General features: G+C 59.4%; 22 protein-coding genes and 1 tRNA gene. 11 read left to right on the top strand and 12 right to left on the bottom strand.

Annotated elements, in window-relative coordinates; all coding sequences use genetic code 11:
• Positions 1 to 64: 64 nt before the first annotated feature.
• Positions 65 to 1069 carry a bile acid:sodium symporter family protein gene (locus tag FHT92_RS22740; RefSeq protein WP_183748675.1) on the top strand — a complete coding sequence of 335 codons (1005 nt, stop codon included), beginning with the start codon at positions 65 to 67 and terminating at the stop codon, positions 1067 to 1069.
• A gap of 75 nt (positions 1070 to 1144) precedes the next feature.
• On the opposite strand, the gene FHT92_RS22735 is transcribed toward FHT92_RS22740, so the two are convergent.
• Positions 1145 to 1615 (bottom strand): Hsp20 family protein, encoded by a 471-nt coding sequence (locus FHT92_RS22735; protein WP_183829563.1) that lies wholly within the window; start codon positions 1613 to 1615, stop codon positions 1145 to 1147.
• 550 nt (positions 1616 to 2165) lie between these two features.
• Here FHT92_RS22735 and FHT92_RS22730 point away from each other — a divergent pair.
• On the top strand, positions 2166 to 3137 hold the full coding sequence (locus FHT92_RS22730; protein ID WP_183829560.1) for an alpha/beta fold hydrolase: 972 nt from the start codon (positions 2166 to 2168) through the stop codon (positions 3135 to 3137).
• 97 nt (positions 3138 to 3234) lie between these two features.
• Here FHT92_RS22730 and hisN read toward each other — a convergent pair whose 3' ends face one another.
• Entirely contained in the window at positions 3235 to 4008 is a 774-nt protein-coding gene (gene hisN / locus FHT92_RS22725; RefSeq protein ID WP_183748669.1) for a histidinol-phosphatase, read from the bottom strand.
• 247 nt (positions 4009 to 4255) lie between these two features.
• The gene (locus tag FHT92_RS22720) at positions 4256 to 5137 is read right to left on the bottom strand and encodes an N-formylglutamate amidohydrolase (protein WP_183829557.1); all 882 of its coding nucleotides are present in this window, start codon (positions 5135 to 5137) and stop codon (positions 4256 to 4258) included.
• A 191-nt stretch (positions 5138 to 5328) separates the two neighbouring features.
• Between FHT92_RS22720 and cpdR1 the strand changes: the two genes are divergently transcribed.
• From cpdR1 to FHT92_RS22700, 4 genes are all read left to right on the top strand, one after another.
• Positions 5329 to 5691: a response regulator CpdR1 gene (gene cpdR1 / locus FHT92_RS22715; protein WP_003542883.1), complete on the top strand. Its 363-nt coding sequence runs from the start codon at positions 5329 to 5331 to the stop codon at positions 5689 to 5691.
• A gap of 84 nt (positions 5692 to 5775) precedes the next feature.
• Positions 5776 to 5850 (top strand) — tRNA-Val (locus FHT92_RS22710).
• Positions 5851 to 6036: 186 nt separating this feature from the next.
• Complete coding sequence (locus FHT92_RS22705; RefSeq protein WP_183829556.1) at positions 6037 to 6381, top strand: hypothetical protein; 345 nt, start codon at positions 6037 to 6039, stop codon at positions 6379 to 6381.
• A 100-nt stretch (positions 6382 to 6481) separates the two neighbouring features.
• Positions 6482 to 6970, top strand: a complete 489-nt coding sequence (locus FHT92_RS22700) for a hypothetical protein (protein WP_183748664.1) — start codon at positions 6482 to 6484, stop codon at positions 6968 to 6970.
• Positions 6971 to 6991: 21 nt separating this feature from the next.
• Here FHT92_RS22700 and FHT92_RS22695 read toward each other — a convergent pair whose 3' ends face one another.
• From FHT92_RS22695 to FHT92_RS22685, 3 genes are all read right to left on the bottom strand, one after another.
• Positions 6992 to 7708 carry a hypothetical protein gene (locus tag FHT92_RS22695; protein WP_183829553.1) on the bottom strand — a complete coding sequence of 239 codons (717 nt, stop codon included), beginning with the start codon at positions 7706 to 7708 and terminating at the stop codon, positions 6992 to 6994.
• A 154-nt stretch (positions 7709 to 7862) separates the two neighbouring features.
• Positions 7863 to 8039, bottom strand: a complete 177-nt coding sequence (locus tag FHT92_RS22690; protein WP_183829550.1) for a hypothetical protein — start codon at positions 8037 to 8039, stop codon at positions 7863 to 7865.
• 38 nt (positions 8040 to 8077) lie between these two features.
• On the bottom strand, positions 8078 to 8317 hold the full coding sequence (locus tag FHT92_RS22685; RefSeq protein ID WP_183748658.1) for a hypothetical protein: 240 nt from the start codon (positions 8315 to 8317) through the stop codon (positions 8078 to 8080).
• Between the two features lie 367 nt (positions 8318 to 8684).
• Between FHT92_RS22685 and FHT92_RS22680 the strand changes: the two genes are divergently transcribed.
• Complete coding sequence (locus FHT92_RS22680) at positions 8685 to 9779, top strand: DUF475 domain-containing protein (protein ID WP_183829547.1); 1095 nt, start codon at positions 8685 to 8687, stop codon at positions 9777 to 9779.
• Positions 9780 to 9885: 106 nt separating this feature from the next.
• Here the strand turns inward: FHT92_RS22680 and FHT92_RS22675 are convergent, their stop codons facing one another.
• The 6 genes from FHT92_RS22675 to FHT92_RS22650 all read right to left on the bottom strand — a co-directional run bounded on the left by FHT92_RS22675 (position 9886) and on the right by FHT92_RS22650 (position 15459).
• Complete coding sequence (locus FHT92_RS22675; protein WP_183829544.1) at positions 9886 to 10056, bottom strand: hypothetical protein; 171 nt, start codon at positions 10054 to 10056, stop codon at positions 9886 to 9888.
• Positions 10057 to 10341: 285 nt separating this feature from the next.
• A complete protein-coding gene (locus tag FHT92_RS22670; RefSeq protein WP_183748653.1) occupies positions 10342 to 11859 on the bottom strand; it encodes a tripartite tricarboxylate transporter permease in 1518 nt (505 codons plus the stop codon).
• A gap of 92 nt (positions 11860 to 11951) precedes the next feature.
• Positions 11952 to 12443, bottom strand: coding sequence for a tripartite tricarboxylate transporter TctB family protein (locus tag FHT92_RS22665; RefSeq protein WP_183829541.1), 492 nt, complete (start codon positions 12441 to 12443; stop codon positions 11952 to 11954).
• Positions 12440 to 13384, bottom strand: a complete 945-nt coding sequence (locus tag FHT92_RS22660) for a Bug family tripartite tricarboxylate transporter substrate binding protein (protein WP_183748649.1) — start codon at positions 13382 to 13384, stop codon at positions 12440 to 12442. Before FHT92_RS22660 ends, FHT92_RS22665 begins: the two co-directional genes overlap by 4 nt.
• Positions 13385 to 13838: 454 nt before the next feature.
• Positions 13839 to 14903, bottom strand: coding sequence for an ABC transporter substrate-binding protein (locus tag FHT92_RS22655; RefSeq protein WP_246735532.1), 1065 nt, complete (start codon positions 14901 to 14903; stop codon positions 13839 to 13841).
• Positions 14904 to 14946: 43 nt separating this feature from the next.
• Positions 14947 to 15459, bottom strand: coding sequence for a GNAT family N-acetyltransferase (locus tag FHT92_RS22650; RefSeq protein ID WP_183829539.1), 513 nt, complete (start codon positions 15457 to 15459; stop codon positions 14947 to 14949).
• 173 nt (positions 15460 to 15632) lie between these two features.
• On the opposite strand from FHT92_RS22650, the gene FHT92_RS22645 reads away from it, so the two are divergent.
• From FHT92_RS22645 to FHT92_RS22630, 4 genes are all read left to right on the top strand, one after another.
• A complete protein-coding gene (locus tag FHT92_RS22645; RefSeq protein WP_183829536.1) occupies positions 15633 to 16217 on the top strand; it encodes a TetR/AcrR family transcriptional regulator in 585 nt (194 codons plus the stop codon).
• A complete protein-coding gene (locus FHT92_RS22640) occupies positions 16214 to 16684 on the top strand; it encodes a cupin domain-containing protein (protein WP_183829533.1) in 471 nt (156 codons plus the stop codon). Before FHT92_RS22645 ends, FHT92_RS22640 begins: the two co-directional genes overlap by 4 nt.
• A 157-nt stretch (positions 16685 to 16841) precedes the next feature.
• Complete coding sequence (locus FHT92_RS22635; RefSeq protein WP_183748641.1) at positions 16842 to 17519, top strand: response regulator transcription factor; 678 nt, start codon at positions 16842 to 16844, stop codon at positions 17517 to 17519.
• Positions 17516 to 18898 (top strand): sensor histidine kinase, encoded by a 1383-nt coding sequence (locus FHT92_RS22630; protein WP_183829530.1) that lies wholly within the window; start codon positions 17516 to 17518, stop codon positions 18896 to 18898. The genes FHT92_RS22635 and FHT92_RS22630 overlap by 4 nt, the downstream gene beginning before the upstream one ends.
• Positions 18899 to 18965 lie beyond the last annotated feature (67 nt).

The following is an 18965-nucleotide window of genomic DNA, read 5'->3' as shown; positions in this document are numbered from 1 at the left end:
TTCGTTGCATCCTGTATCATAATGAGCGACAGAATAACGACTGATTTATTCCAGCGAGACTGTCATGCGCCGCTTTCTGCCCGATACATTCACGACCCTGCTCGTCTGCACAGTCGTCCTCGCCTCAATCTTTCCGGCGAGCGGCACTTTTGCAAGCTGGTTCGGTGTGGCGACCGATATCGCCATCGCGCTTTTGTTCTTCCTGCACGGCGCGCGCCTCTCGCGCGATGTCGTCATCGCCGGCTTGCTGCACTGGCGGCTGCATCTCGTCATTCTGCTAACGACCTTCGGCATCTTTCCGATCCTCGGCCTGGCGGTAGGCTTCATCCCGGATTCGATCCTGCCGCAGCCGCTTTATCTCGGCATCCTCTTCCTCTGCGTGCTGCCGTCAACGGTGCAGTCCTCGATCGCCTTCACCTCGATGGCAGGCGGTAATGTGCCGGCAGCGATCTGCTCGGCATCGGCTTCCAATATTTTCGGCATGTTCCTGACGCCGCTGCTCGTCGGCCTGCTTTTCTCGGTCGGCGGTCATGGCGGCTTTTCCTTCGATGCGCTGGAACAGATCCTGCTGCAGTTGCTGGCTCCGTTCGTCGTCGGCCAGATCCTGCAGCCCTGGATCGGCGAATGGATCCGCTCCAAGAAGAAGATCCTGATGCCGGTCGACCGCGGCTCCATTCTGATGGTCGTCTACCTGGCCTTCTCGACCGCCGTTGTCGAAGGGCTGTGGCACACCTTCTCGATCGCCGATATCGCCGCCGTCATCGTCGCCGACATGGTGCTGCTGGCGCTCGTTCTCGTCCTCACCATGTATGGCAGCCGCTGGCTGGGTTTCAACAAGGCCGATGAAATCACCATCACCTTCTGCGGTTCGAAGAAGAGCCTCGCAAGCGGCGTTCCAATGGCGAACGTCATCTTCGCCGGCCAGTCGATCGGCGCGATCGTCCTGCCGCTGATGCTGTTCCACCAGATCCAGTTGATGGTCTGCGCGGTCATCGCCCAGAAATATGCGGCAGCAGCAGCCCGCCGCGCCTCGGAAGAAGAACTGGAAGAAGCCGCAAGTCCGGCCTGAACGAGCGCAACAGGCGCAGAACAAAAACGGCGCCATCGTTGGCGCCGTTTCCCGTCTGATTCGTAAGAAAGCGGATTAGCTATTGACGACCTGCGCTTCAATTGCCTTGGGAGCTTCGACCGGCTCAGCGGCAATAGAAATCTTGCGGGGCTTCAGAGCCTCTGGGATGCTGCGCAGAAGGTCGATGTGCAGGAGGCCGTTCTTCAGCGAGGCGGCAGTCACCTCGACATGATCGGCAAGCTGAAAGCGGCGCTCGAAGGCGCGCTTTGCAATGCCGCGATACAGATACTCGCTGCTATCGGCATTTTCCTCACGCTTTTCACCCTTCACGGTAAGAGCGTGAGCATGTGATTCGATGGCGAGTTCGGTTTCGTCGAAGCCGGCAACGGCCATGGTGATGCGATAGGTGTTCTCACCGGTTCGTTCGATATTGTACGGCGGATAGGTCGGAACCTGATCCGGCTGAGCGAGGCTGTCGAGCATCGTGAAGAGACGGTCGAAGCCAACGGTGGAACGATAAAGGGGAGAGAAGTCTACGTGACGCATGATGTCCTCCTAGGGAAGCGACGTGTTGCGATAGGATGCCCCAGAAACCCCGTTCTTGGCGGTTTCGGGACGGCTGTGCGGACCCTTCCGGCGCCCGCAAAGTTCAGATGGGGATAGGTTTCCGAGACTTCAAGCCCCTCTCTGAGGCACTGCCTTTGCTGCGTGAACCCTGTATGAACGGCAGGTTCGGCGAAGGTTCAGGCGATGCTCGCTAGAAATAGGTGCATCGGGTGACACTGGCCCGAAGGCTGAAGTGTATCGTCCCTTCTTCTTCAGCCTCAATTCGGCCGGCAGCGAGCCCCTCAGCTCCGCCGGCCTTTTTTCTCAAAGACTTGCAAGTCGAAAGATGACTGTCGCTCTCATTGTCGCCATTGTGCGAAGGCGGCGCGGTTCGGTCGCGCTAACCTTGGCGTGTCTCTTTTTCGAAGCTTGTCGTATGGAACACCATATATATTATAATTATCTGATATTAAGGACCATTTCGACATTGATTTTCCCTGTCCCTGCGCTATCCCCTAGTATATCTCTCACGCGAAGAAACACTCTGCTCATGGAACAGGTTCTTTACTCCACTCCAGACAATCCGGCGCCGGAGAACCGCACCGAGGGGTTTTTCGAGACTTACGACGGCCATAGGTTGCGTTATGCCGTCTTCCGTTCGCAAACACCAACCGCCCATGGAACAGTGGTGCTCCTGCACGGACGCAGCGAATATATCGAGAAATACTTCGAAACCATCCGCGATCTCACCGCCAAGGGCCTCTGGGTTGCCACCTACGACCTTCGCGGCCAGGGAGGTTCGCCGCGACTGCTCAAAAAGCGCAATCACGGCCACATCCGCCGCTTTTCCGATTACGAGCGCGACCTCGACACTTTCCTCGAAAAGGTCGTGCTGCCGGATACCCGATTGCCCTTCTACATGCTCGCCCATTCCACGGGCGCGCTGATTGCGCTCTCCGCCGCACCTTATCTATCGACTCGCATCGAGCGCATGGTGCTGTCAGCCCCTTTCCTTGGCCTTATTGGCCAGGCTGCGTCCGAGGGTATCATTCGCGCGGTGTCGGCCACACTCAGCGCTGTCGGTCTTGGTGGCGTGCCGCTCGGCAAGATGAAAGAACTGCAATTCCTTGATAATCCACTGACATCGGATGAGACGCGTTTCGAGCGCAACGCGGCGATCGCAAAGGCCCACCCGGAACTCACACTGGGAGCGCCAACTGCCCGCTGGATGCATGAATGCATGAAGGCGATCGACCGGGTGACCCAGCCCTACCACCTCTTCTCGATCACTATTCCTTCTGTCGTCATCGCGCCGACGCGGGACGGGCTGGTGCCCTATACGGCACAGGAGCGGCTTTCTCGCTACTTCCGCGCCGGTCAGCTCGTGCCGATCAACGGTGCCCGCCACGAGATATTCCAGGAAAGGGATATGTATCGCACCGCCGCGCTCGCGGCCTTCCATGCCTTCATTCCCGGCAGCGACGCCGAGGCCACCGAAGAGGTGACAGCGATCGGCGCCTGAGCCTTTAAAACGCCTCGTGATCTTCAGGATTTACTTAGGCTTCAAGTCCTTGTTTCGCGTCTGCCGTTATCGCGCGGCACAATGTTACGCGACATGCTCAGCGCTGCAGGATGGCGATCGCCTCTTCGTAGACCGCCCTGCTGCCGGCAGCGATAATGGAGCCGCCATTTTCCGGCCGCCCGCCGTCCCAGGTGGTCATAATACCGCCGGCGCCCTCGATAACGGGGATGATGCCGCCGACGTCGTAAGGTTTGAGGCTGTTCTCGATGACGAGATCGACATGGCCTGCCGCCAGTAGTGCATAGGCATAACAGTCACAGCCATAACGGAAGAGTCGCACCTGGCTCTCGATCTGGCGATATTTCTCCATCTCCTCGCCGACGAACAAATGTGGCGAGGTGGTGAAGAGGATCGCGTTGGACAAGGCGTCGCAGTCACGCACCTGCAGCCGGCGCTCGCCCTCAGGCCCGCTATAGGTCGAACCATTTTCGTCGCCGAAATAACGCTCGCCGGTAAAAGGCTGCTCGATCATGCCGGCGACCGCCCGGCCGTTCTTCTGCAGGCCGATAAGCGTGCCCCAGACCGGAACGCCGGAGATGAAGGCCCGCGTCCCATCGATCGGGTCGATCACCCATACATGCTCGCGATCGAGGCCGATATCGCCATGCTCCTCGCCCAGAATACCGTGCTCGGGGAAATGCGCTTCGATCAGCGCGCGGATCGCTGTCTCCGCCGCCCTGTCGCCTTCGGTGACCGGATCGAAGCCGGAAGACAGCTTATTGGTGACAGAAATGCCCGAACGAAAACGCGGCAGTGTTTCCGCCTTGGCAGCTTCGGCGAGACGGTTGAAGAACGAACGGTCAGGAAGCATGAAGAAATCCGTGACTGGCGGGAAATGGCGTTTTTCATAGCGAAAAAGCGGTGAAATGCAAATACAGCAGGCAATTTCCGGCTCGCTGCCTAAATATTTCGCAGCGCAATATAATGCTTGACATTTGTGCAGCGCAGCAGTAGTTTCCTGCTACAGTCTTCTGACTGTAAATACCCTCCTTGGGTGTTTCCTCCCTAGACTTAGCCGCGCTCACAAAGCGCGGTTTTTTTTGACCTGAGGCGAAGGATTACTCGGCCGCGAGCGCCTGATCGCCGAAGAATTTATCGACATAGTCGGCCATCTGCCGCATGAATGATGTGATGGCCGTCGCAACGATGCCGAAATCGGGCCGCTTCTCCAGCGTTATTTCGTCGACATAGATCGAGCGGTTGACCTCGATCTGCAGCGCATGCAGCCCGCGTGACGGGCGGCCGTAATGTTCGGTGATGAATCCGCCAGCATAGGGCTTGTTGCGGATCGCCGCAAAACCCATTTCCTCGAGGATGCCGATTGCCGTCCGCGAAAGCTCTGCCGAAGCGCTGGTGCCGTAACGGTCGCCGATGATGAAATCGGGCCGCGCGTTGCTGCCGGCAACCCGAACGTTGCCCGGCATGGAATGGCAGTCGATCAGGACGCCGAAGCCAAACTGCACATGCGTGCGCGCAATCAGCCGCCGCAACGTCGAGTGATAGGGCTTGTAGACGCTTTCCACACGTTCCAGCCCCTCCTGAACGGGCAGCCGGCGCGCATAGATTTCCATATTCTCAGCCACGATGCGCGGAATGGTGCCAAGTCCGCCGGCAACCCTCAGCGAGTTGATATTCGCATAGGGCGGCAACAGCCCGTCGAACATGCGTGGATCGAGCTCATAGGGCTCGCGATTGACGTCCAAATAGGCGCGCGGAAAATTCGCAAGAAGGAGTGGCGCACCAATATCCACGGCTGCGCCGAACAGCTCATCGACATAATGGTCTTCGGACCGGCGTATCGAGATCCCTTCCAGCCGCGACTGCGCGATGAATTCCGGTGGATAAATGCGGCCGCTATGAGGGGAGTTGTAGACGAAGGGAATGGTCTGCGACACGGGCTCATGCACTTCAAAAAGCTCGTATTCGCGTATTTCCGGCACTTTCTGCCCTCTTTACCATGTCACCAACTGGCTGTGACGGCCATGTTGCCAGTTGCCTGCCCTTAAGTCCATACTACATAGAAGGGATGGCGGTCGCGGCCAGGGCGATTTCACCGGTTGTTTACCGGGCGAAGTGTAGTGTAGACGGCTGGTATCCCATAAAAAACACTAGTGATCAGCGGTCCGGATTAATGACTCAGAAGATACTTCTCGCCGAAGACGACAACGACATGCGCCGCTTCCTCGTGAAGGCGCTCGAAAAGGCCGGATACAAGGTCCTTTCGTACGACAACGGCGCTAGCGCTTATGACCGCCTGCGTGAGGAGCCGTTCTCCCTGCTCTTGACCGATATCGTCATGCCGGAAATGGATGGCATCGAACTAGCACGCCGTGCGACCGAACTCGATCCCGACCTGAAGGTGATGTTCATCACCGGCTTCGCAGCCGTTGCTCTGAACCCTGATTCGAAGGCTCCGAAGGATGCGAAGGTCCTTTCCAAGCCGTTCCACCTGCGCGATCTCGTCGACGAGGTCAACAAGATGCTTGCCGCGTAAGGCGTCTTGGCGGCTCGTCACAAAACTTCAAAAAAGCCTATTGACGGCTCCGGAGGTTTTGTGATCTATGCGCCGACATCGGATGGGCGTGTAGCTCAGCGGGAGAGCACTACGTTGACATCGTAGGGGTCACAAGTTCGATCCTTGTCACGCCCACCATCCTAATTCGCTGTAAAGCAAAGGCCTTTCGAGAAATCGAAAGGCCTTTTTAGTTTTGGCGATATGCCTCGTATACCCCCCTCAGAGTTACGTGACGTACCTACCCGAAGTCATGTGGACTTTACCGAAGTCAGGCTTGACCAACAGGTTGCAATGTTGTTTCGCTTTCCCTCATTGGGGGTGCACATGAAAATCACTTCTGGACTGATATTGCTATTGGTGCTGAGCTGGAGCCCGGCTTCCGCAAAGGAAGATATGAAGTTCCGCACGCTGATGGAAAGCAAGCAGACAAGCGTCGTCGAAATGCTGATCGGTGCAGCCGGACTGACACTTTTGTTTGTGAACGACGAACTCAAAGATGCAGGCCAACCGCCGCTATACTGCCCACCGCAAAACCGCGCGATTTCAAACACCGAATATGTTGCCGTTGTGAAGAAATATCTGGAACTGCACCCAGATATCGGCGAGGAAACGTTCCAGGTGTATCCCTATGTCCTACTCACATCGCTCAAGCACATGTATCCCTGCTAAGCGATCGCCGAAACCAAATTCGGACACAGAGCCATGCCATGCGCGATAATGGAGCCTGAGGTGTTGATTCGCCTCGCCAGGACATGGGGTTCAAATCGAAATGAAATTATCTGCGCTTGCCATCGCCGCCTTCTCCACCCTCACTTTTGGTGCTGCAGCACAGGCGGATGACAATTTTCCGGGTGCGCCCGGCGTCATCGCGCTTGGCGGCAAGTGCCAGAAGCTGGTCGTCGCCAAGTTCGACGCAACGAAGGGCTGCAAGGGAGAGCTGGCAAGTGTGACGCTGATCAACGGCACCGTCACCTTCATCTTCACGTCTGATGGCAAGCTGCTGGGCTTCCAGGGCGATGGGAAGGGCATCAAGCCCGCATCCAATGGCAATGCCCGCTTGCCGCTCAGCCTCGTCACCACAGGTGTCGGCAACAAGATGACGGGCGAGGTGAAGGTTGCAGGCTTCTGCACCTTCGGCAATCCCTATGCCGGCAAGCCGACTGCCATCGAATGCACGGCGGAAAGCAAGGATTCGGCCTTCACAGGCAGCTTCCGCACTAGCGGCAAGGCGCCGGCACGGAAAAACGGTGGAAAATAAGAGATCGTTGGACTGACGGCGTCAGGCGCACCAGGAGCCTGAGGCAGAGCCCGGCTTCTTCGCCAGGCCCTCGTCGATAAGACGCGTACCGAAAGAGCGCCCGTCACGCGAAATGACTCGCGGCGCACCACGGTCATCCGGCTTGCCGGCGGCATTCATGTTGAACGGACCGGCATTCAGCAGCGCGAGCAGCCGGGATTTGGCGGCAAAGGCGATCTTCCGTTCGTCTTCACAGCGCGCGCGGTCGACATCCGGGCTCACCATATCAGCGATGACGATCTTCTCACCCTTGTACCAGAAGGTGCCGGCATCGCCGACGCAATTGATATGCTCGCCCTGCCCGCAATATCCAAAGGCCGCTTTAGCCGTTTCCGGAGAGGGCGGGGCAACGGGGGAGATAGAGGCCGGCACGATCTTTGCCGTCGGCACCGGCGCCGAGGGGATCGCCGCAGGTGGCACCGGGTCGTTTGTCTGCCGCGGCTTGGCGGCTGGTGCTGTGACGGCAACCTGTTTGGGCGCTTCCTTGGGCGCTTGAGGCTTGGCTTCAGCCGCCGCGCGGATGACTGCGGCAGGTGCCTTGCCAAGCATCGGGCTGATGCTCTTCCAATTGTCATAGGCGGCAATGGCGCCCACCGCAGCGATGCCGATCACCATCCAGGGCATCGCGCCGCCGGAGGACGCGCTGCCCTTCCTTTTTGCCGGTGCCTTGCGGCGTCCGCGTGTTGCTGTCTTGGCCATCGATCCGATTCCCTTGAACGGGCCGGATTATCGCTGCCCAATCCTTTCGGAAAGGTTGGCAAGACATGGCCGTGGATCGCTTTCCCGAACCAGAACTGGTCGGAACGAAACGCCCGGCGCATGGCCGGGCGTCTCATTCAACCGTTCCCTGTGTTCAGCAGCCTTGCGCGGGCGAAGGTGCCGCAGCCGGCTTTGCGGTTTGCCCGCCTGGCTGGATGGACGGCGTCTCGCGCTTGCCTATATCGATCCGGCGTTCGGCCGCCTCGCGCACGGCCTGCCACTCATATTCGTGCTGGATGAAGATATCGCGCGGCACAAGATTGATCGTCATTCGTATTTCACCTGTCTCGTCGGTTGCGGAACTGGCTTTCAGCGCACGGGCTTTGCGACGTTTGCATCGTCGCTCTTGATATCGAGCCCGCCCTTGGAAAGATCGCCGCCGGTCATATGTGCCGGCACATGAATGTCGTGGATCGCGCCCGGGGTCAGCGTCAGGTCCACCTGATGCGGGGGCAGAACCTGCGCCCTCTGCATACGGTTTGGTTTGGCCCGCTTCATACGGTCTGACGCTTCCGTGCGCCTATCGGGAACATGGGTCGAATTATGCATCGTCGCCCTCCTTCAGAAGTATCTGAGTGTTTCATCGGCTCAGCTAGGACTGAACGGGTGAGCGCCAGTATGGTTCCAAAGAAATCGGCAACCTTGCCTGACGGCGCTTCTTGACTGGCGCAGCAACTTCACTACCTAGTGAGACACCCGCGGCCTCCAGACATCGGCTGCGGGGGAACCTGGTGCCGGGCCCCTCTGGCGAGAGTTTTTACGGCGCTCTCGTGATGTCGGTACCGCCTGCAAATTAGCCGGCGGATTTTTCATCGATGAAAAAGCTCATCATGCCAATCGCGCATGCCCATTGTGGTATGCGTTTTTCTGCTCTTACCCTGTCCTTCGAACCGGTTTGCGGCTGTGGGGTGCAGCCATGAACCAGCCTCAGTCCCACAAATCCTCGCTCGGCTACTTCCGCTGGGCCTTCATCGTCACGGCGCTCGGCCTCGCGCTCGGCGCCGTTCTCGGCTGGCAGTCGACCGGCACGCTGGGTGGCATGGCCACCGTCTTCTTCATCTGCACGGTGCTCGCCGTGCTGGAGATCTCGCTTTCCTTCGACAACGCCATCGTGAATGCCAACAAGCTGAAAGAAATGACCCCCGTCTGGCAGCATCGCTTCCTGACCTGGGGCATCGTCATTGCCGTCTTCGGCATGCGCATCGTCTTCCCGCTGGCAATCGTCGCCATCGCGGCAAAGATCGGTCCATGGGAGGCGCTCGTGCTTGCGGCACGTGAACCGACCGAATATGCCCGCATCATGAATGATGCGCATCTGCCGATCGCAGCTTTCGGCGGCACGTTCCTGATGATGGTCGGCCTCACCTACTTCTTCAACCACGAAAAGGAAGTTCACTGGATCGGTTCGCTGGAGCGATTGATGGCTCGCTCGGCAACGATCAAGGGCATCGAGATCGCCTTCGTGCTCCTGCTGATCCTGCTCTTCTCCTATCTCCTGGAAGGAGAGGACGCGACGACCTTCGTCTACTGCGCCATCTACGGTCTGTTGACCTTCCTGGTGGTGGAAGTCATCGGTGGCATCCTCGATGCGTCGCAGCGCGCGATGAGCGAGGCGGCAAAGGGTGGCCTCGGTGCCTTCATCTATCTGGAAGTGTTGGATGCCAGCTTCTCCTTCGACGGCGTCATCGGCGCCTTCGCGCTGACGCAGAATCTCTTCATCATCGCCATCGGCCTTGGCATCGGCGCCATGTATGTGCGCTCCATGACGATCATGCTGGTGGAAAAAGGAACGCTCGCCGAATACCGCTATCTGGAACATGGCGCCTTCTACGCGATCCTGATCCTCTCGGTGATTATGTATGTGCAGACCTTGACGCACATTCCCGAGGTCATCACCGGCCTTGGTGGTGCTGCCCTGATCGGTATCTCGCTCTGGTCCTCGATCCGCTACAACAGGCAGGAGCGGCAGAAGGAAGCGCATGTTCCCGAGCGGGAGCGCCTGCACGCCTGATAGTCAAAAAGCCGCGCGGTCTGGGGCTGCGGCTCGCATACCAAAAAACAAGGCCCGCGACCAGCGGTTGCGGGCTCATTCATTCAAAATATGGGTCGGATGCTTCTTAACGGATGACACGGCCGAAGCTTACCGGATCGATACCCAGTTCCTGCAGGTCACGGGCGCGCGGCTTGCGACCGCCTTCAACAGCGGCGCTGACTGCGTTTGCGGCACCGAGCGCTGCAAAGGCGCGTGCCAGGAAACCATTGTGGATCGACTTTCTGATAGCGGACATCTTCTTTTCCTCTCTTTGATTGACCCTTCCTAGGTGGGAAAATCTGCATGCACCTACAATGCGCAGGAAATCACCGCTGCTATGCAAAAAGCGCATATTTCTTTTGCCGGCGAAAGAAAAAAGCTTGAGGGAATCCGCAGGATGTCAAATTTTAACATTTGAATTCAATAGCTTGAAAAAAGAAGCGCCGTTCAGTCTCGAATACAAAAATGACAAATGCCAAAGAAACGGCCGGCCATGTCGCCACGGCCGGCCTGAATTAGGGGTCAGGTTGGTCTTTTTCTTTTAGTCTTCATTTGCCGCCAGCTGAGAGAGAACCTGGCCACGGCCACGCAATCTCAGGATCAGCGGAATGAGGAAGGCAGCGGCAGCAACGATCAGCAGGCCGCAGGCGATCGGCGACATGACGAGCGTCGTCACATCGCCCTGGCTGATCGACAGAGCACGACGAAGCTGCTGCTCGGCCAGTGGCCCGAGAATGAGGCCGACAACGGCAGGCGCGATCGGATAACCGAAGATCCGCATCATGTAACCGAGCAGGCCGAAAGCGAGCAGCATGCCGAGCTCGAAAACCGACGGATTGGCGCCGATCGTACCGAGCGTGGCAAACAACAGGATGCCGGCATAGAGCCACGGCTTTGGAACCGTCAGCAGGCGAACCCAGAGGCCTATCATCGGCAGGTTCAGCACCAGAAGCATCGCATTGGCGATAAGCAGGCTGGCGATGAGACCCCAAACGAGCTGCGGATTGGTTGCAAACAGCAGCGGACCTGGCTGCAGACCGTATTGCTGGAAGCCGGCGAGCATGATCGCCGCCGTCGCAGACGTCGGCAGGCCGAGCGTCAGCAGTGGCACCAGCGTGCCGGCGGCCGAGGCATTGTTGGCGGCTTCAGGGCCGGCAACGCCTTCGATAGCGCCTTGCCCGAATTCCTCGGGGTTCTTCGACAGGCGCTTTTCCGTGGCGTAGGAGAGGAACGTGCCGATTTCCGCGCCACCAGCCGGCATCGCACCGATCGGGAAACCGATTATCGTGCCCCGCAGCCATGGCTTCCACGAGCGCGCCCAGTCCTGCGCATTCATCCAGAGCGAGCCACGCACCGCTTCCACCTTGTCCTCGCCGCGGTTGCCCTGAGCGGCGATATAAAGCGTCTCTCCGATCGCGAACATGGCCACTGCAAGCGTCGTCACCTCGATACCATCAAGCAGGTCGGGGATGCCGAAGGAAAGGCGCGCCTGGCCCGTCTGCTGGTCGATGCCGACCATAGCGAGGGCAAAGCCGATAAAGAGCGAGGTAAGACCACGCAGCGCCGAATCCCCGAAGGCCGAGGAGACGGTGACGAAGGCAAGCACCATCAGCGCGAAATATTCGCGTGGGCCGAAGATAAGGGCGAGCTTCACGATGTAGGGCGCGACGAAGGCAAGGCCGAGCGTCGCGATGAGGCCGGCGACGAAGGAACCGATGGCCGCTGTCGCCAGTGCTGGTCCACCACGGCCCGCACGGGCCATCTTGTTGCCCTCGAGCGCGGTGACGATCGAGGAGCTTTCACCCGGCGTGTTCAGGAGGATCGACGTGGTCGAGCCGCCATACATGCCACCGTAATAGATGCCGGCGAACATGATGAGCGAGCCGCCTGGATCGAGCTTGTAGGTGGCAGGCAGGAGGAGCGCTACGGTGAGCGCCGGGCCGATGCCTGGCAGCACGCCGACGGCGGTACCAAGGGTCACGCCGATGAGGGCGTAGAGCAGGTTGATCGGTTGCGCGGCAACCAGAATGCCCTGCCAGAGGAATTCGAATGTGCTCATGTCTTTGTCCCAAGCGGCGGCTCCTGAGGGGCACTAGGACCGTCCGCGAAAAAAGCAAAAAACCGAGAGCGCCCGATGCGAGGCGAGCGCTGTCAGAAGAACAGATGTTCGAGCGGCCCGGCCGGCAGCATGAGCTGCAGGAGCTGCGAGAAGATCGCCCAGACGATGAAGCTCAGCACGATGCCTACGGGCAGCGAGATCCAGATCTGGCGCTTGCCGAAACCGCGTGCGGTCAGCGCAAAGAGCACACCGGTCGCAATCGAGAAGCCGGCGGTGCGCAAGAGCAGCATCTGCCCGGCAAGGCCTGCGACGATCCAGATGACGGGCGCCACTTCCTGATGCTCACGTTCCGGAAATTCTCCGCGCCAGCTTTCGAATACCGTCCAGATGCCAAGACAGAAGAGGCCGAGGGCGATGGCCTTCGGAACGGTAGACGGACCGATGCGGTCATATTGCGCGATCGCCTTCAGATGCGTGGCATCCCAGAATACGACGCCGGCCAAGGCAATGAGGAAAACGGCAATAATCAGCGCCGCCCAATCGGGGCGGCGCTTCGTTACCGATGCGTGATCGGCTTCGCTCATTGGACGAGACCGATCTCTTTGAGAATGCCTTCGGTGGCAGAGATATCCTTTTCGAGCTGCGCCTTGAAGGCGTCGCCTGCGAGGTAGGTGTCGGCCCAGCCTTTGGTCTTCAGGATTTCCTGCCATGCGGCAGACTTGTGCACCTTGTCGAAGTCGGCGGCGATCGAGGCGACCTCTTCGTCGGTCAGGCCTGGAGCAGCAGCGACCATGCGCCAGTTCTGGATGGAAACATCAGTGCCTGCTTCCTTGAGAGTCGGTGCATCGACGCCGGGGATGCGCGCATCGCTGGAAACGGCAAGCAGGCGAAGCGTACCGGCCTTGACCTGCGATTCGAACTCGCTGTAGCTCGAAATACCGGCCGTAACCTGGCCACCAAGGATAGCAGCGAGCGCTTCGCCACCACCCGAGAAGGCAACGTAGTTGATCTTCGTCGGATCGACGCCGGACGCCTTGGCAATCAAGCCGGCGGTAATATGGTCCGTGCCGCCGGCAGAACCACCGCCCCAGGAAACGGCGCCGGGATCGGCCTTCAGCTTGGTAACCAGATCGGCAAGCGTCTTAATGTCGGACGAAGCCGGAACGACGATGGCTTCATATTCTCCGGTCAGACGAGCGATCGGGGTGACGTCCTTGAGCGTAACGGCCGACTTGTTTGTTAAGAGAGCGCCGACCATGACATAGCCGCCGACGATCAAGGCGTTCGGATTGCCGGCGCTCTGGCTGCTGAACTGTGCGAGACCGATAGAGCCGCCGGCGCCCGGTACGTTCTGAACCTGAACGCTCTTGGAAATGCCTTCCTGCTGCAGCACCGTCTGCAGCGAGCGGGCTGTCTGGTCCCAGCCGCCACCCGGCGCTGCCGGAGCGATGATGGTGTAATCGGCCGCGTAGGCCGGCAGTGCGATGGCTGCTGCCAAAAGGGTTGCGATGAAAGTATGCTTCACGATGTGTCCTCCGTGCTGCGGCTGAGCGAACCGCCAGTGCTCTTTATTTGAAAATGAGGAGAGATCACCGATCGGTGGACGCAATTGTCCTGATAGCGAGCGGAAGTCCTCCCGGAATTCTTCAACTCTCCGCCTCCACGGAGAAGAAGTAGCCCAAGCCATCATATGAAGCTGTCATTTAGCTGACATCGGCGGGATATCCAGTGTGGCAAGACACTTTTTTGCCGTAATCCGGTCGAACCAGTCCGCCGGTTGCTGCATTGTCCGTACCGAACACAGTCCGGAACGACTTACCGGGACCGCATAGGATGCCTAAGATGCATGGGTTGTTCCCTCCCCTACGTGAGAGATGTCAGCCACATATATGACAGCTAATGAATCTGACATTTTCTGGAGAGCGTAGGAAAATGCCTATGCATCCTATGCAGGCCTCGCAATTGCTGGATGTGAGCTTTTACTGCGTGCGCAGCACTTCATTCCAGTGGGCAATCAGCCGAGCCCTCTTCACCTGATCGAGATAGACCATCAAGCCGGGGCTGACTGGCACGGGGCGCAACTGTGCGCCGAGCAGTTCCTGCAACGTATTGGCGGTGTTTTCACCAGCCACTTCCGGGCTGACGGCCGGGATCTGCAGCTCGCGAGCCATGATCGTCTGGCCTTCCTTCGACATGAAGAAGGCGAGGTAACGCCTTCCGAGTTCCGGCTCGGCCGCAGCCTGCGGCACAAGGCCGATGCGAGACATCACGACGGTATAATCCTTCGGCAGCACGATGCCGACATCGGGGTGACGCGAGGCCCAATCGGCTGCGTATGAGCCAAGGATATTGTAACCGAGCACGAAGCGCCCATCAGCCACGCGCTCAAGGATCGCCGAACTCGTGGAGTAGAGTTTGACGCCTGCAGCCCCCATCGCGCCGATCACCGACCAGATGTCGCCGAACTGTTCCTGGTCTCGCGCCATGAAAAGGAAGCCGACGCCGGAACGCTCGATGTCATAGGTGCCGATCCGTCCATAGACTTCGTTGCCCTTGCGCTTCAGATAATCGACGAATTCCGCACGCGAACTCGGCACCGTTTCATGGACAAAACTCGGCTTGTGATAGACGAAGACCGCGGGTTCGAAGGTTAGCGCATAGGCCGTGTTGCGCCAGTTTGCCCATTTCGGCCACTGAGCGCTCATCGGCAGATTGCTGACTTGCGCATAGCCGTCGTTAGAAAGCTTCACCTGCAGGTCCATGGCGGAAGAGAAGGCAAAGTCCGCCGTCTTATGGCCGGCATCCGTCTCGCGGACGATCCGATCGTAGATATCGCCGGTCAGCATATCCTCATATTTCACCGCCACATCCGGATTGGCCTCCTGAAAGCCACGGATCATCGGCTGCGCGAGCGGTTCGTCGAGCGAGGAATAGACGGTCAGCACCGGCGCATCGGCATTGCCCGATTGCGCCCGATAGAAGATCGGCTCCGCGGCTGCAAGACCGGGCGCCAGACACAAAAACAGAATGAAAAGGCTCCTCATGAAGAGAGAATGCCTGAGCAGACAGAGTGAAACAAGCAAAGCATCAGAGCTCGCGCTCGAAGAAAACCAAAATTGGCTTGAGATCGTCAGGGACCGCATAATAGACATCCCGCTCGCGAAAACCCAGCCGACGGTAGAGTTTCTGCGCCGCGATCTGCCGATAGCCTGTGTCGAGCCGCATCACGCCGAAGCCGTCTTCTTTCGCTCGGGCCAGCGAAGCTTCGCAGAGCGCAAGCGCCGCGCCGCTGCCACGCGCCTTCTCGGAAACGAAGAGACGCTTCATCTCCGAAATGCCGGGCGCAATCTCATGCTGCATCACGCAGCCGACGCTTTCTCCATCGAGACGCGCCAGGAACATCGAGCCTTTCGGCCTTGCATGAATGCGGGGCAGTTCCGCGAGCAATGCCTCGAACTTTTCGGGGTTATAGTGAAGTTCGATCTGTCGCCGTTCGGCTGGATAATTGTCGTAGAGCCACTGCCTGAAGGCGCGACTGAGATGCCGCACAGCATCAATCTCTTCCGGAGTTTCCGCAAGCTCGACTGACAGGTCCCCCATCTGCAAAGTCTCCCCACGCAGCCTCTCGACCTTACCATGACGACCTGCATCTCGCCATTGGCATCGCGGAGCGTTGAAAGTGGTCCAGGTCGAAGAGAGCCATTGACAAATCAAAGTTTGATGTCATTATTAGTGACATGAACACACAACTAGTGACAAAATATGAAAGTCCATTGAGGGCTGAGCAGGCACAGGCCACCCGGGAACGTATCCTGGCGGGTGTGCGCACCATGTTCGAACAGGATCCTGATAATGCTCTGGGCTTTGACGAACTCGCTACCGTCTCCGGCGTCAACCGCCGGACGATCTTTCGGCACTTCCCCACCAAGGAGGCGCTGCTGGAGGCTTTCTGGAACGACGCGAATGCCTCGCTCGGCGTCCGTTTCTGGCCGCAAAGCGAAAAAGATCTGACTGAGCTGCCGCCGGCGCTTTTCGCGTCGCTCGACGGTATCGAAGGCATCGTGCGCGCGTCGCATGCGAGCGGTGCCGGCCGGCAGATGCGCCTCCAGGCCAATGAGGAACGGCAGGCCGCCTTCCGCAAGAGCCTGGCAGAAGTTTCGAAAGACTTAGTGCCGGAACGCGCAAGGCAGCTGGAGGCCGCCGTGCAACTGCTGTTCAGTGCCACCGCCTGGCAAACGATGAAAGATTATTGGGGTTTCTCCGGCGAGGAAGCCGGCAAGGCCGCCGCATGGGCAATAGAAGCCCTGCTCGATGCGGCAAGGAGAGACGGGCTAAACAGGACGAAAGAACCGAAATGAATACCAACAGCTCAGCAAAAGTCCATCCGCTGGCCGCCGCCAATACCTTCTGGGTCATGGGCGACCAGGTCCGCAAGCGCGGCAAGCTCGAAGGCACGGCCTTCAATGTCGTCGATGTCATCATCCCCCCCGGCAGCGGTACGCCGCCGCACACCCATGCCTCGCCGGAAATCTTCCGCATCCTGGAAGGCACGGTGCGCATCTGGAGCATGGTTGACGGAAAGCCAGTCGAAACCGATGCTGTCGCCGGCGATGTCGTGACCATTCCAGCCCACGCACCGCATGCCTACCAGAATGCCAGCCCGGTCCAGGCCGTCATGATGTCAATCGTCGATGACGAGATGATCGCCTTCTTCGAAGCCGCCGCATCGAACGAAGCACCGAAAGGGCCACCGACGCCGGAAGCGATCGGCCGCATCATGAGCCTGACCGCCAGCCACGGCATCAACATTCTTCAGGCAGCCTGATCAACCTTCTTGTGTGAACGGAGCGCCACTCTCCTCGCCAGACGAGTCGAGGGGAGTGGATACGCCTTGGGATCTTCCGTTCACCAACTCCCAGAATCGCTGTGACAGCCGGTTGCCATCCCTGATAAACTCCCCGAAAAATCGAGGAAAAGATCCGTTGCGCATCCTGCTTACCGAAGACAATATCGCGCTGGCCGATGGCCTGTCGGCGATCTTGCGCGGCACCGGTCATGCCGTCGATGTCGTCCATGACGGAGCTTCGGCCAACGCGGTGATCGCAGCGGAAAATTTCGATCTGATCATCCTCGATCTGAACTTGCCCGAGATGGATGGGCTCGACGTGCTGCGCGCCATGCGCGCCCGCGGTAGCCGGGCTGCCGTCCTCATCCTGACGGCCCGCGGCTCGCCGGAAGAACGTGTGAAAGGGCTGGATCTCGGCGCCGACGACTATCTCATCAAACCTTTCGACATTGCCGAATTCGAGGCGCGCGTCCGCGTGCTGCTGCGCCGCCAGGCGGGATTGCATTCCTCGACCATCAGTTTCGGATCGATCTCGCTCGATCTCAATTCCCGCGCCTTTTCTGCAGGCGCCACGCCGCTCGATATTCCCGCCCGCGAACTCGGCCTGCTCGAAATCCTCTTCATGCGAGCCGGCAAGGTCGTCGCCAAGGAGGCAATCATGCAGTCGCTGACCGCTTTCGATGACGACATATCGGCCAATGCCATCGAGCAATATGTCAGCCGCCTGAGAAAGAGGCTTTCGCCGCATGGCCTGACGGTCAAGACTGCCCGCGGCATCGGCTATTATCTCGATAAACTGCCCGAGGCCCCATGACGGCAGCCTATTCGCTCCGGCGCCGGTTGCTTTTCTGGCTGCTCGTCTCGACTGCCGTTATCGGCACGCTGGCACTCGCCGATACCTGGCGCGAGGCCGTGCAGACCTCGAATATCGTTTCCGACCGCGTGCTCGCAGGTTCCGCGCTCGCCATTGCCGAACGTGTCGTCGTTGCCGAAGATGGCACACTTGAGGTCGATATTCCCTATGTCGCGCTGGAAATGCTGACTTCGGCGGCACAGGATCGTGTCTTTTACCGGGTTGACGGCCCACCCGGAGATTTCATCACCGGTTACCAGGCGCTTCCCGTACTGAAGGAAACGCAGGGCGATACGGCTGCCTTTGCTGACGACATCTTCCGCGGCGAGCCGATCCGTGTCGCGACATTGAGGCGCTCCGCCTCGACCGGCATCCGCTCCGTGCCCTTTGTCGTCACCGTCGCCGAAACCACCATTGCCCGCCGTCACCTGGCGCGGGCAATTCTCGTCCGCTCGGCGCTGCGTCTTGCGCTAATGATTGCCGGCGCGGCCGTCATCGTCTGGATTTCCGTTACAGTGGCGCTGCGGCCGCTCTACAAGCTCGGCGATGCCATCGGCGAACGCAGCCCCGATGACCTGCACCCGATCGAGCAATCCGTGCCGAGCGAGGTGCAGCCGCTCGTCGATACTGTCAACTCCTTCATGGTGCGCCTGCAATCGGCTCTCGATGCGCTGCGCAATTTCACCGGCAATGCCAGCCATCAGCTGCGCACCCCGCTTGCCATCATCCGCACGCAGCTTGCACTCTCCGCCCGCGCCGGCTCCCTGAATGAGGCACAGCACGCTGCCCTCAAGGGCGATCAAGCCGTTGCCCACGCCGAGCGCATCCTTGCGCAGCTTCTGCTCATGGCCAAGATCGATGCCGCCACCGCCAAGGAAGCACTGACGGCCTCGGCCATCGATCTTGCCGCCATCGCCCAGGAGATCACCGGCGAGCAGATCCCGCGTGCTGCCGAAGCCGGCATCGATCTCGGCTTCGAGGGTGAAGGCCCTGCCATGATCCGCGCCGAACCGCTGCTGATCGGCGAAATGCTGCGCAATCTTGCCGGCAACGCCATTGCCTATGCCGGCCAGGGCGCAGAAGTGACCGTGCGGATCCTTGAAGATGCCGAGACGGTGCGGCTGGAGGTCGAGGACAACGGCCCGGGCATTCCACCCGAAAAGCTCGAAGCGGTCAGAAAGCGTTTCTCGCGCGGCAGTGAATCCGGTGCGCCCGGCGCTGGTCTCGGCCTGCCGATCGTTGAGGAAATCGCCCATCTTTTCAACGCTAGACTGACACTCATCCCCGGCCGCGGCGGCAGGGGCTTGAAGGCGTCGGTGACCTTCAACAGAGCCGCCTGAACGTCATCCCCGCGTTAACCTTTCTGCCTTGCATTCTTTCGCTGCATTGCACACACTGGCTTTGGGA

The sequence above is a fragment of the Rhizobium sp. BK377 genome, assembly GCF_014193935.1.
Classification (GTDB): Bacteria; Pseudomonadota; Alphaproteobacteria; order Rhizobiales; family Rhizobiaceae; genus Rhizobium.
The sequence above is the reverse complement of the archived record's forward strand: the minus strand, read 5'-3'. Positions and strand labels throughout refer to the sequence as shown.

Bases quoted from the DNA above. Each gene is read 5' to 3' on its own strand.
- FHT92_RS22740 (WP_183748675.1), top strand. From the start codon at position 65: ATGCGCCGCTTTCTGCCCGATACATTCACGACCCTGCTCGTCTGCACA.
- FHT92_RS22735 (WP_183829563.1), bottom strand. From the start codon at position 1,615: ATGCGTCACGTAGACTTCTCTCCCCTTTATCGTTCCACCGTTGGCTTC.
- FHT92_RS22730 (WP_183829560.1), top strand. From the start codon at position 2,166: ATGGAACAGGTTCTTTACTCCACTCCAGACAATCCGGCGCCGGAGAAC.
- hisN (WP_183748669.1), bottom strand. From the start codon at position 4,008: ATGCTTCCTGACCGTTCGTTCTTCAACCGTCTCGCCGAAGCTGCCAAG.
- cpdR1 (WP_003542883.1), top strand. From the start codon at position 5,329: ATGACTCAGAAGATACTTCTCGCCGAAGACGACAACGACATGCGCCGC.
- FHT92_RS22705 (WP_183829556.1), top strand. From the start codon at position 6,037: ATGAAAATCACTTCTGGACTGATATTGCTATTGGTGCTGAGCTGGAGC.
- FHT92_RS22700 (WP_183748664.1), top strand. From the start codon at position 6,482: ATGAAATTATCTGCGCTTGCCATCGCCGCCTTCTCCACCCTCACTTTT.
- FHT92_RS22695 (WP_183829553.1), bottom strand. From the start codon at position 7,708: ATGGCCAAGACAGCAACACGCGGACGCCGCAAGGCACCGGCAAAAAGG.
- FHT92_RS22690 (WP_183829550.1), bottom strand. From the start codon at position 8,039: ATGACGATCAATCTTGTGCCGCGCGATATCTTCATCCAGCACGAATAT.
- FHT92_RS22685 (WP_183748658.1), bottom strand. From the start codon at position 8,317: ATGCATAATTCGACCCATGTTCCCGATAGGCGCACGGAAGCGTCAGAC.
- FHT92_RS22680 (WP_183829547.1), top strand. From the start codon at position 8,685: ATGAACCAGCCTCAGTCCCACAAATCCTCGCTCGGCTACTTCCGCTGG.
- FHT92_RS22675 (WP_183829544.1), bottom strand. From the start codon at position 10,056: ATGTCCGCTATCAGAAAGTCGATCCACAATGGTTTCCTGGCACGCGCC.
- FHT92_RS22670 (WP_183748653.1), bottom strand. From the start codon at position 11,859: ATGAGCACATTCGAATTCCTCTGGCAGGGCATTCTGGTTGCCGCGCAA.
- FHT92_RS22665 (WP_183829541.1), bottom strand. From the start codon at position 12,443: ATGAGCGAAGCCGATCACGCATCGGTAACGAAGCGCCGCCCCGATTGG.
- FHT92_RS22655 (WP_246735532.1), bottom strand. From the start codon at position 14,903: ATGAGGAGCCTTTTCATTCTGTTTTTGTGTCTGGCGCCCGGTCTTGCA.
- FHT92_RS22650 (WP_183829539.1), bottom strand. From the start codon at position 15,459: ATGGGGGACCTGTCAGTCGAGCTTGCGGAAACTCCGGAAGAGATTGAT.
- FHT92_RS22640 (WP_183829533.1), top strand. From the start codon at position 16,214: ATGAATACCAACAGCTCAGCAAAAGTCCATCCGCTGGCCGCCGCCAAT.
- FHT92_RS22630 (WP_183829530.1), top strand. From the start codon at position 17,516: ATGACGGCAGCCTATTCGCTCCGGCGCCGGTTGCTTTTCTGGCTGCTC.